Below are 11,179 nucleotides of genomic sequence, written 5' to 3'. Positions count from 1 at the left end.
GCGCCCGGGGGGAGCGGCGTCGGCCACTCCCCCCGGGTTCGAGCTATCGGCGCAGGCCGAGGCGCTGGATCAGCGACCGGTAGCGCTCGATGTCCACCTTGGTCAGGTAGTTCAGCAGCCGCCTGCGGCGACCGACCAGCAGCAGCAGACCACGACGCGAGTGGTGGTCGTGCTTGTGCTGCTTGAGGTGCTCGGTGAGGTCCTTGATGCGCTTGGTCAGCAGCGCGATCTGAGCCTCGGGGGATCCGGTGTCCGAGTCGTGCACGCCGTACTCGGTGAGGATCGACTTCTTCTGCTCGGTGGACAGAGCCACGCGTCAACTCCTAGGTGGTGCCGTGCCGTGTTGGGAAGTCGGTACCGGCCGCCACGGACCGCAGCCGTACCCAATCACCAAGGCTAGCACCCTGCCCGGGAGCCGCTCGCGGCGAGCAGGGGCACGCGGCCGACGGGGGTGTATTCCCCGTCCTCGCTGGCGAAGAGCACCAGGTCGGCGGGGACCCACTCGGGGCCGCGGTAGCCGCTCAGCCCAGCCGCCACGGTCGTGTCGGGTTCGTGGTCCCTCGACCAGCGCCCGACGGTGACGTGGGGGATGTACTCGGGGTAGCCGCCCTCGTGGTGGTCGGCCGCCTCGGCAAGTATGCGCAAGAGGTGGGGGTCGGGGGTAGCGATTTTCGCGAGCACGACGTTGGCGAAGGTGCCGGAGCCCTGTATGCGCAGGCGGGGGGCCTGAAGGCCGGAAACCTTGGTGTGGAGTCTGGTGAGTTTGCGGGCGGGGTCGGTCTGGCCGTAGTAGCCGACGGTGACGTGCCACTGGTGGCGCGGGGTGGGGCGGACGTGGGGTGGGGGCACGGGGAGGTGCGCGGCCAGGTGGTCGGCGACGCGGTCGGGCAGGGTGAAGGCGGAGAAGAAGCGGGGCGACATGGGACTCCTGGGTCGCGGGACGAGTCGGCGGCCCGGCGGCTTCCGCGCTGGGGAGGCAGCCGCTCGCCCCCGGACGAGCCGACACCAAAGTACCCACGATCGACCGGGCGGATCCCACTGTCGGAGCAGTGGCCGCGGCGCGACTCCGCGACGGAACCTGCACTCTCCCTCGATCGGGCCTGCAACGACATCGCCGATGGTGTGAACATGGCTGCGAAGGGTTGCCACAGCCGACGCATTCTCCAGGAGGAGAGCGATGTCGATGGTTGACAACGAGCACACCCGCCACGAGACCTACCGTCGCGAGCGCGAGCGCCTTCTGGGTCTGTGGGCTCGACACGTGGCTGGCCCCTCGGGACCGCTGGCAGGAGCGGTCCTCGATCCGGCGCCGCTGCCGAAGGGCTGGTGCGGTCAAGTGCAACTGGTCCCGGGAGGACACCACAACGGCGACGTGGAGTAAGCGGCCGGTCTGATCGCCGAGATCTACGGATTGCCGTCGGACGCGGTCGTGGTCGAGGAGAGCCGGTCCGGCTCGGCGGACACTGCGTTCATCTGGGCCTTCCACACGAGCTCAGCGGCCGACTACCACCGGCACGTCCCGATGAGCACCCTCGACGTCCAGTCCCGCGGAGGCGAGCCCGCTCCTCCACGAGCCGAGTCGTGGGAACTCGAACACCTCTCCGACTGGGCCGGGAAGGTCAGCCACTCCTGGAAGGCGGCGCTCACCCAAGGCGGCCCTGCCGACCCCGCCCGGTTCATCCGCAGGTCACTGCGACTGCGCGGGGGCGTTCTGGACCTGCTACCGCGAACGGCACCCGGCCAGGTCAGGGAAGTACTGACAAGCCGGGGCGTCACCCGAGACATGGTGCCGACCGATCTCGCCGATGCCGTTGGGCTGCCGCCGAGCCGGCGCGCTTGCCCTGACCCGCCTGGGTGCCGCGGGCCGATGCCGCGGTTTCCTGGGCGATCCGTCGCAGTAGGCGTGGGCACGGACCGGGACGCCGAACCAAGATGGCGTCGCGTTCCACCGAGTCCACCCGGTCGGCGCGTGGTCGTGGACTTGTCCACAGATCGGCGCGGTGGCTCAGGTGCGGTTGGGACGGACGATGCCGTGGGCCGCCCTCACCCGGAGGGCGGCCCGCGGGTCGTCAGGCGCGTTTGCCCGCGCGGCGGAGCAGGTCGGCCAGGTCGGGGAAGCGGTCGTCGAGTAGGCCCGCGGCCTCGGTGAGGTCTTCCGGGCGGGCCAGCCTGCGCAGCGCCAGGATCGCGCTGCGGCCGACGTCGACGGGGAGGTTGTCCCTGGTCACGGCGGGTTTCGACGCGCGCACGTCGTCTAGGGCCTTTTGCAGGGCCTCGCGCCTGCCCGAGGCCACTTCGGGGGTGAGGATCTTGCGTTCCAGCATGATCAACCGGGCCAGGACGGCCGGGTTGCCGATCTTGGCGCGCCTGCCGCTCATCACCTGGCTCAGCATCGGCGCGCTGATCCCCAGCACATCCGCCAGGTTGGCCTGGGAAACGTCGAACGCCACGACTAACCTGCGGACCCGGTCACCGAGCGGCTCGCCGTACCACTCGCGCTGCAGCGCGATATTGCGTTGGACGATCTTGTGGTCCTCCACCCGGTGCCTCTCCCCTGCGCATTCCCCTGACCCCGGGAGTATCTTGCCGGCTGGGTGTTTCGTTTCGTGGAGGAACCACAAGCCTGGTCACATCAGGCTTGGCCTGGTGAACGACAAGCCTGGTCAGGACAGCAGTTCCCGGGTGCGGGCGACGTCGAGGTGCATTTGGTCGACCAGGGCGGCGCTGGAGTCGAACTTCTCCATCGCGCGGAGCCGTTCGACGAAGTCGACCGCGACGCGCTGGCCGTAGAAGTCCTCGCTGACGTCGAGCACGAACGCCTCGACCCGGCGTTCCCGGCCCGAGAAGGTCGGGTTGGTGCCGACCGAGACCGCGGCCGTCAGCGGCGGCCGGTTCTGGCCGTTGAGCAGCGTGAAGCGGCACGCGTACACCCCGTCGGCGGGGACGGCGGCGAAGCGCGGGGTCGACAGGTTCGCGGTGGGGAAGCCCAGCTCGTGCCCCCGGCCGTCGCCGCGCACGACGATGCCCTCAAGGCGGTGGTCGCGGCCCAGCGCGGTCGCGGCGGCGCGGACGTCACCGGCGTCGATGCAGGCGCGGATGTAGGTCGACGAGAACGTCAGCTCCCCGGCCGACACCAGCTTGGCGCCCTCGGTGGTGAACCCGAAGCGCTTGCCGAGGGCGGACAGCAGCTCCACGGTGCCCGCGGCCTTGTTGCCGAAGGTGAAGTTCTCCCCCACGACGACCGCCGCCGCGTGCAGGCGCTCCACCAGGATCTCGTGCACGAACTCGTCCGGCGGCACCTTCGACAGTTCGGGGGTGAACGGCAGGACGCAGAACACGTCGACGCCGAGTTCCTCGACCAGCTCCGCCTTGCGGCGCAGCGTGGTCAGCTGGGCCGGATGGCTCCCCGGTCGGACGACCTCGGACGGGTGAGGGTCGAAGGTCACCACGACACTGGGCAACGACCGGTCGGCGGCCAGGTCGACCGCCCGCGCGATCAGCTCCTGGTGTCCGCGATGGACCCCGTCGAACACGCCGATCGTCGCCACACAGCGACCCCAGCCACTCGGAAGGTCGGATAGACCGCGCAAACGCCGCACGCCACCGAGCCTAGTGGGACGGCGCGGGCCGCGCGCCGAGGCACCGGCCTGTGAGCACAGCCACCCTTAGGGTGGCTAAACATTTCCGGTCGCGCGGGGTGCAATGGGTAGGACGAAAGGAGCCTCCGTGCCGGGCACCCGCCGCGCCGCCGTGCTGGTCTGGGCGACCGCCGTGTTCGTCTACGTGCTGGCCCTGTTCCACCGCAGCTCCCTCGGCGTCGCGGGCTTGCAGGCCGCCGACCGGTTCGAGATCAACGCCGCCGCGCTCGGCACGTTCACCGTGCTGCAGATCGGCGTCTACGCGGCGATGCAGATCCCCACGGGCCTGCTCGTCGACCGCTTCGGCCCGCGCCGCACCCTCACCGCCGCCGCGCTGTTCATGGGCCTGGGCCAGCTGCTGTTCGCCGTGGCGTCGAACTACCCGCTCGCCCTGGTCGCGCGCGGGGTGCTGGGGGTCGGCGACGCGATGACGTTCGTCAGCGTGCTCCGGCTCGTCGCCGCGTACTACCCGCCGCGCCGCTACGTCACCCTGACCTCGGCCACGGCCGCCCTCGGCGCCGTCGGCAACCTCGCCGCGACCGTCCCCCTGACGCTCCTGCTCGACCACGCGGGCTGGACCGCCACCTTCGCCATCGCGGGCGCGGCCACCGTCGCGTACGCCCTGGTCGTGACGCTGCGCGTGCGGGACACCCCGGACGAGCAGGCGCGCCCCGCCCGGCCGCGCACGTCCCCGCGCGAGGTCCTCGACCAGGTGCGGCAGGCCTGGCGCGTGCCCGGCACCCGGCTCGGCTTCTGGGCGCACTTCTCGACCGTGTTCGCCCCCGGCGTGCTGGGCCTGCTGTGGGGCTACCCGTACCTGGTGCAGGCCCAGGGCTTCTCCCCCGCCGAGGCCGGATCGGTGCTGAGCCTGCTGGTGCTGGTCGCGATGGTGGCCAACCCGGTGATCGGCGAGGTGACCGGGCGGTGGCCCGCGACCCGCGTGCCGATCGTGGCCGGGTACCTGCTGGTGGAACTCGTGCTGCTGGGGCTGCTGCTGGGCTGGCCGGGTGGGGTCGTGCCGGGGCCGCTCGTGGTCGTGGCGTTCGGGCTGCTGGCGGTCGGCGGACCGGCGTCGGGCGTCGCGTTCGCGGTGGCCCGCGACTACAACCCGCTGCACCGCGTGGGCACGGCCACCGGGGTGGTCAACGTCGGCGGGTTCAGCGCGGTCACCATCAGCGCCCTGGGCATCGGCCTGCTGCTGGGCGGCGACACGGCGGCGGCCGACGCGGCGGCGTTCCGCACCGCGTTCCTCGCGCTCGTGGTGATCCTGCTGCTCGGCGGCTGGCGGACCCTCGTCTGGTGGCGCCGGGTGCGGGCCGGTCTGCTGGCCGCGCACGCCCGCGGCGACGAGGTCCCGGTGCGCGTCCGCCGCACCCGCTGGGACCTCCCCGAAAGAGCGGCGTCCTAACACCAACAGGTGATGTGGACTGCGAAGTGGACCGGGAGTGGCTAGCGTCTCCGCCACCCCAAGCGCTATACCCATTTCGCACGAAACGCGAGGATCCACGCTGTGGCACGGTGGTCGAAAGCGGTTCCCCTGACCGCTTTGCTGCTCACGACCGCCTGCGCCGCGAGCGGGTCCGATTCACCGTCGACCGAGGACGGCGCGGCCCAGGTGGCGGCCTGCCCGGTCGCGGCACCCGCCGCGCCCACCTCGCCCGTCGAGGCCGCCGCGGCGGTGCTCACGGCCACCCGCGCGTTCCTGGCCATGCTCGACGACCAGCAGGAAGCCGCCGTGCTGGCCGATCGGACGCGGGCCAACCTGGCGCACTGGTCCGGCCTGCCCGACGAGTCCTTCACCCGCGCGGGCCTCCGGCTGGACGAACTGGACGACGCGCGCCAATCGGCGGTTTTCGCCATCCTGAAATCGGCCCTCTCCCCCGAGGGATACGAGCAGGTCAAGGAAATCACGACCGCGGACGGGATATTGGCCGCCGAGGCGAAAACGAGCCTCGACTTCGGCGCCGACCACTATTGGATTCGCGTTCTCGGCACGCCGAGTTCGACCGAGAAGTGGACGGTGCAGTTCGGCGGTCACCATTTGGCGGTGAACCTCACTTTGTCGGGCACCGATATGACGCTGGCGCCGACGCTGTGGGGGGCGCAGCCCGCGTCGTACGCGTCGGAGGGCGCGGCGATCGAGCCGCTGTGCGGTGAGGTGGCCAAGGCCGCCGCGGTGGTGGACTCGCTCACCGAGGAGCAGCGGGTGGCGGCGACCCTGCCGGAGCCGGTCCGGGAGATCGTGCTAGGCGCCGGTCAGGACGGGAAGGCGCTGCCCGCGGGCGGGATCCGCGCGTCGACGTTGTCCGCCGCGCAGAAGAAGCTGCTGCTGTCGCTCGTGCGCGAGTGGATCACGCCGCTGAACAGCGCCGCGGCGGCGGCCAAGCTGGCCGAGGCCGAGCGCGCGATCGACGCGGCCACCTTCGCGTGGGCGGGCGACACGGCGGCCGGGCAGCCCGTCTACTACCGGGTGCAGGGCCCCACCTACACGATCGAGCTGGCGCACCGGCAGGACCAGGACGGGATCGCGCGCGTCGACTCGATCTACCGCGAGCCGGAGAACGACTACGGCGCGCAGCTCGGCCCGTGAGCGGCCCGCTGCTTTGATCTCGACGACGGCGGGGCGCCCGGCCCCGTCGAGGTCGACGCGCACGTCACGGCGGTGGTGGGAACCGTGGCGGCTCCGGTCGACGACGGGACTGTCGACCTGTCGCCTGCCGAGCAGCGCCGACCCCACCGCGCACTGTCCGGGATGGACCGCGGCCACCGGTGACCGGGGTCAGCGGTCTCCCCGGGCAGGCCGCGCTTAGGATTCTCGCTCGTGTCCAGCCCCGAGAAGCGCGCCCCGAAGCGCCCACCCGTCCCGCCCGGCCTCGTCGTGGTCGACAAGGCGCCCGGCATGACCTCGCACGACGTGGTCGCCCGGGCGCGGCGGATCATCGGCACCCGCAAGGTCGGCCACGCGGGCACGCTGGACCCGATGGCCACCGGCGTGCTGGTGCTGGGCATCGAGCGGGCCACGAAGCTGCTGGGGCACCTCGCGCTCGACCGCAAGACGTACCTGGCCAACATCCACCTCGGCGCGTCGACCACCACCGACGACGCGGAGGGCGAGGTGCTCTCGACCGCCGACGCGTCCGGGGTCGCCGACGAGGCCATCGCGGCCGGGATCGCGGCGCTGACCGGCGCCATCCAGCAGGTGCCCAGTTCGGTGAGCGCGGTCAAGGTCGACGGCAAGCGCGCGTACGCCCGGGTCCGCGCGGGCGAGGACGTCCAGCTGCCCGCCCGGCCGGTCTCGGTGTTCCGGTTCGACCTGCTCAACACCACGCGCGAGGGCGGTGTGGTGGCACTGGACGTGATGGTCGACTGCTCGTCCGGCACCTACGTCCGCGCGCTGGCCCGCGACCTGGGCGCGGCCCTGGGCGTCGGCGGGCACCTGGCGGCGCTGCGGCGCACCACGGTCGGCCCGTTCGACCTGCGGATGGCGCGCACGCTGGAGGCGCTGGAGCAGGAGCCGGGGCTGTCGCTGGACATGGAGGCCGCGGTGGGCGCCGCGTTCCCGCGCCGCGACCTGGACAAGGTGGAGGCGATCGCGCTCTCGCACGGCAAGCGCATCCCGGCGGCCGGGATCAACGGCACGTACGGCATCTTCGACCCGGCGGGCAAAGCGGTGGCGCTGGGCGTGGACGAGGGCGCGACGGCGCGGGCGCTGGTGGCGCTGAACGTGCCCTGACCGTCTACTGTGGAGCGCCGACCACCGCCCAGCGGCCCGAGCGCATCCGGGCCAGGACGGTGGCCAGGCGGATCAGCATGAAGAGGGTGAGGCCGGTCCACACACCGGCCAACCCCCAGCCCATGGCGAGCGAGAGCCAGATCAGCGGCAGGAAGCCGAGCAGCGCGGACGCGAGGGTGGCGGTGCGCAGGAACCGCGCGTCGCCCGCGCCGAGCAGCACACCGTCCAGGGCGAACACGACGCCCGCGACCGGTTGCAGCGCGACGAAGAACCACCAGGCGTGCGGGATCTCGGCCAGCACGGCGGCGTCACCGGTGAAGGCGCGCGGGATGACCGCGACGAGGCAGGCGAAGACGACCCCGAGGGCGATGCCGAACACGAGGCCGTAGCGGGTGAGTTTGGTCCCCAGTTCGCGGGCCTCGCGGTCGTCCCCGCGCCCGAGCGCCGCGCCGACGAGCGACTGCGCCGCGATGGCCAGGGAATCCAGTACCAGTGCGAGGAACGTCCACAGTTGCAGGACGACCTGGTGCGCCCCAACGGCTCCGACGGACGTGCGCGCGGCGACCGTTGTCGCGGAGACGAAGCAGGCCTGGAAGGCGAGGCTGCGCAGGACGAGGTCGCGGCCGAGGACCAGTTGCGCGCGCATGACGTCCGGGCGCGGCCGGAGCGGCACCTTGCGCAGGGCGCCGAGGAAGAGGGCGGCGCCGACGGTTTGGCCGATGATGTTGGCGTAGGCGGAGCCTTGGAGCCCGAAGCCCGCGGTGTGGACGAGGAGCGGGCAGAGGACCGCGGAGACGCCGTTGCCCGTCAGGACGTAGTAGAGGGGCCGTCTCGTGTCCTGGACACCGCGCAGCCAGCCGTTGCCCGCGAGGGTGATGAGGATCATCGGGACACCGCAGAGCGCGACGCGCAGCCAGGTCGTGGCGGCGTCGGCCAGTGCCCCGTCGCCCGCCAGCACCCGCGCGACGGGGGCGGCGAAGAGCTGGCCCAGTCCCATGAGGAGGAAGCCCGCCGCGATGGCCAGCCAGGTGGCCTGGACGCCCTCGGTGACGGCCTGGTCCCGGTGCCCGGCGCCGTGCAGGCGGGCGGCGCGGGCGGTGGTGCCGTAGGAGAGGAAGGTGAGCTGGGTGGAGAGCTGGGCGAGGACGATCGCCCCGACCCCCAGCGCCCCCAACTCGGTACCCCCGAGATGCCCGACGACGGCGGTGTCCACCAACAGGTACAACGGCTCGGCGGCGAGCACGGGAAGGGCCGGAACGGCCAACCGCAAGATCCGCCGCAACGGCGAGCCGTCCACGTTGCCTCCCCAGGTTCGGTACCCGTCCCATCATCCTCCCGGATGTGGACTCGGCCACCGGGGCCAGGTGCGGACGTCCCCGGGAACGACCAGGAGAGGACCGGACCTCGTCGTCGCCGAGCGCGGATACCGACCACCACAAGCCTTTGCCGACGCGGTACTCGAGACTGTCGGCCGGATGTCCGCCTTTCTCCGCCCGTTTGGCACCTGTCGTTCGGCTTCCGCGCGTGTCAGGATCGGCGGATGTCGACAGGGGGCAATCGTTGGCTGCGGCTCGGCGGGGTGGCCGTGGGGGTGGTCGCGGCGCTGGTCATCGCGGTGACGGTGTGGTACCAAGCGGTGCCCACACTGGACGACCTCAAGGCGGAGGCGGGGCTCAAGGGCAAGGCCGAGCTGGTCATCGGGGTGAAGGTGGACATGCCCGGCATCGGCCTCTACGACCCGGAAACCAAGACCTACTCCGGCTTCGACGTCGACATCGCCTACCTCATCGCCGCCGACCTGGGCTTCCAGAGCGACGAGGTGCGGTTCCTGGAGATCCAGAACGAGGACCGCAGCCGGATGCGCGGCGTCACCGGCGAACGCGTCGACCTGGTCATCGCCACCTACAGCGCGACGCCGGAGCGGGAGGCGGGGCGGCAGGTCAGCTTCTCCGACCCGTACCTGGAGACCGAGCAGTCCGTCGTGACCCGCAAGGACCACGGACCGGTGCTGGCGCTGTCCGGGCTCGCGGGCGAACGGGTGTGCACGCTGAGCACGTCGACCTCCGAGGGCCCGCTGCCCAAGGCGGGCGCGAAGGTCGTCTACGAGGACACCATCGCCGCGTGCATCGCGAAGCTGCGCTCGGGTGAACTCGACGCCGTCACCACCGACGCGGTCATCCTCGGCGGGTTCGTCGAGAAGTACCCCGACGAGTTGCGGCACCACGACATCGGCCTCGAAACCCCCGAGCTGTGGGCGGTCAACACCGGCGGCAACGAGGCGCTGCGCAAGCTGGTCAACATCTCGCTTTACAACTCGCGCAACGACCCGGCCGACAAGCGGTGGGAGAACGCGTTCGACAAGCACCTGCGGCCGATGCAGAAGGCCAGCCCCAACCAGCCGAACCCGATCGACGAGCAACCCGAGGTGGCCGAGGTCGAGGTCCGGCGGTGGCCGTGGGAGCGGCTGAGCGGGCTCGTCCTGCCGGTCCGGTGAGCCGGGTGAGCGGCCCCGACGAGCCCCGCAACCGGCAGTGGGCGTTCACCTTGCTGCCCGCGTTCCCGATCCTGCTGCTGGTGCTGCGGCTGTGGGAACTCAGCGGCCAGGACCTGAACACGATGTTGCTGCTCGTGCAGCACGTGAACGCGTTGGAACTGGCCAGTTCGCTGGTCATCAGCCTCCTGGAGACACCACCCGCGCTGCTGCTCACGGGCTACGTGCTCGGCTCCCTGTCGCTGGTCAGCACCGAGGGGTCACCGCCGACCCGGCTGGAGACGGCGGTGGAGCGCACACCGGACTGGGCCATCACGCTGATGGTGATGTGGTCGGCGGTGGTGTGGCAGCTGCGGTTCCTGCCCGCCCTGGTGATGCTGGTGTGCGCCGCCGTCGGCCTGGGCGTCCGCCGCCGGGGGCGCCAAGACCTGGTGACGCCGGTGTGCGTGGTCCTGCCGATCGCGGTCGGCGTGGGGGAACTGTTGTGGTTCGGCCCGGCGATCGTGGAGGCGCTGGGCTTGGGTGACGTCCCCTTGGCGCTGTTGCTGGGCCTGCCCCCTCTGTTGGGCCCTTTGCTGACGGGCCCACTCCCCCACCTGGTGGCCCGCCCGGTGACCCACGGCCTGGTGACCATCGGCGCCTTGGTGACGCCTTTCCTGCTGATGGCGATGTTCCTGCGCGTCCCGGTACTCCCGTCGGTCGCGGTGGAACTCAAACCGGCGAGCGGCCAACCGGGAACCATCGTGCTGGGCAACGTGGTCACCGTCGACGACACCATGACAACCATGCTCGACGACGACCGCACCGTGCGGTTCGTGGCCAACGACCTGATCGTGGCGAAGTCCCTGTGCCAGGGCGAGCAGCGGATCCCGTACAGCCCGGTCCGCGCCCGCGGCTGGCTGGTGGAAACCGCCGCCCTGGAGTGGCTCCTCACCCGGAAGCTCCCCCAGGGCGACACCGACCCCCGCTGCGAGGGCCGCCTCCCCTGACGCCCGCGCCCTGCCCCGGCCGTGGCACACCATTCGACCTAGAGAACAGGCGGAGTCGACGGGCCAGCCGGACAATAGCCCCATTTCCCGACACGCAACAATAACTCTTTGTCACGCGATTCACCGCACAACAAGCATTTACTGGTCAGAATCGATTAGACCGATCGGCGCAACCCGGCGGAATTACGCCATTCGGCGCTCACCAGCGCACTTCACCCCTGGCTAAGGTCCCCGTTGGCTACACCGGATGGGTTGCGCGCACTGGGGGCGAGAATGATTCATCGGCCGTCGCTTTTTGCCGTCCTGTTATCCGCACACCGAAAATTGG

10 protein-coding genes are annotated in these 11,179 nt (G+C 71.3%); 5 read left to right on the top strand and 5 right to left on the bottom strand.

Features of this window, described 5'->3' with window-relative positions:
- Positions 1-43: 43 nt before the first annotated feature.
- The 4 genes from rpsO to CLV40_RS15230 all read right to left on the bottom strand — a co-directional run bounded on the left by rpsO (position 44) and on the right by CLV40_RS15230 (position 3,599).
- The gene (gene rpsO, locus CLV40_RS15245) at positions 44-313 is read right to left on the bottom strand and encodes a 30S ribosomal protein S15 (RefSeq protein WP_104479566.1); all 270 of its coding nucleotides are present in this window, start codon (positions 311-313) and stop codon (positions 44-46) included.
- 83 nt (positions 314-396) lie between these two features.
- Positions 397-921 carry a 2'-5' RNA ligase family protein gene (locus tag CLV40_RS15240; RefSeq protein ID WP_104479565.1) on the bottom strand — a complete coding sequence of 175 codons (525 nt, stop codon included), beginning with the start codon at positions 919-921 and terminating at the stop codon, positions 397-399.
- A 1,148-nt stretch (positions 922-2,069) separates the two neighbouring features.
- Positions 2,070-2,540 carry a transcriptional regulator gene (locus CLV40_RS15235; RefSeq protein ID WP_104479564.1) on the bottom strand — a complete coding sequence of 157 codons (471 nt, stop codon included), beginning with the start codon at positions 2,538-2,540 and terminating at the stop codon, positions 2,070-2,072.
- Positions 2,541-2,663: 123 nt separating this feature from the next.
- On the bottom strand, positions 2,664-3,599 hold the full coding sequence (locus CLV40_RS15230) for a bifunctional riboflavin kinase/FAD synthetase (protein ID WP_104479563.1): 936 nt from the start codon (positions 3,597-3,599) through the stop codon (positions 2,664-2,666).
- Between the two features lie 103 nt (positions 3,600-3,702).
- Here CLV40_RS15230 and CLV40_RS15225 point away from each other — a divergent pair, with 103 nt between their 5' ends.
- The 3 genes from CLV40_RS15225 to truB all read left to right on the top strand — a co-directional run bounded on the left by CLV40_RS15225 (position 3,703) and on the right by truB (position 7,371).
- Complete coding sequence (locus CLV40_RS15225; RefSeq protein WP_104479562.1) at positions 3,703-5,046, top strand: MFS transporter; 1,344 nt, start codon at positions 3,703-3,705, stop codon at positions 5,044-5,046.
- 102 nt (positions 5,047-5,148) lie between these two features.
- Entirely contained in the window at positions 5,149-6,228 is a 1,080-nt protein-coding gene (locus CLV40_RS15220; protein ID WP_104479561.1) for a DUF3500 domain-containing protein, read from the top strand.
- A 231-nt stretch (positions 6,229-6,459) separates the two neighbouring features.
- Positions 6,460-7,371, top strand: a complete 912-nt coding sequence (truB, locus tag CLV40_RS15215; protein WP_104479560.1) for a tRNA pseudouridine(55) synthase TruB — start codon at positions 6,460-6,462, stop codon at positions 7,369-7,371.
- 4 nt (positions 7,372-7,375) lie between these two features.
- Here truB and CLV40_RS15210 read toward each other — a convergent pair whose 3' ends face one another.
- Positions 7,376-8,668, bottom strand: coding sequence for an MATE family efflux transporter (locus CLV40_RS15210; protein ID WP_104479559.1), 1,293 nt, complete (start codon positions 8,666-8,668; stop codon positions 7,376-7,378).
- A gap of 243 nt (positions 8,669-8,911) precedes the next feature.
- Here CLV40_RS15210 and CLV40_RS15205 point away from each other — a divergent pair, with 243 nt between their 5' ends.
- Positions 8,912-9,865 carry a transporter substrate-binding domain-containing protein gene (locus CLV40_RS15205; protein ID WP_181043518.1) on the top strand — a complete coding sequence of 318 codons (954 nt, stop codon included), beginning with the start codon at positions 8,912-8,914 and terminating at the stop codon, positions 9,863-9,865.
- A gap of 5 nt (positions 9,866-9,870) precedes the next feature.
- Positions 9,871-10,851, top strand: a complete 981-nt coding sequence (locus CLV40_RS15200; protein WP_104479557.1) for a hypothetical protein — start codon at positions 9,871-9,873, stop codon at positions 10,849-10,851.
- Positions 10,852-11,179: the final 328 nt, after the last annotated feature.

Source organism: Actinokineospora auranticolor (genome assembly GCF_002934265.1).
GTDB classification, from domain to species: Bacteria; Actinomycetota; Actinomycetes; order Mycobacteriales; family Pseudonocardiaceae; genus Actinokineospora; species Actinokineospora auranticolor.
This window is presented reverse-complemented; position numbering and strand designations above follow the sequence as displayed.

What these genes read in the sequence shown, in the direction of transcription:
- CLV40_RS15240 (WP_104479565.1), bottom strand. Translation starts at nt 921, where the DNA reads ATGTCGCCCCGCTTCTTCTCCGCCTTCACCCTGCCCGACCGCGTCGCC.
- CLV40_RS15225 (WP_104479562.1), top strand. Translation starts at nt 3,703, where the DNA reads ATGGGTAGGACGAAAGGAGCCTCCGTGCCGGGCACCCGCCGCGCCGCC.
- CLV40_RS15205 (WP_181043518.1), top strand. Translation starts at nt 8,912, where the DNA reads ATGTCGACAGGGGGCAATCGTTGGCTGCGGCTCGGCGGGGTGGCCGTG.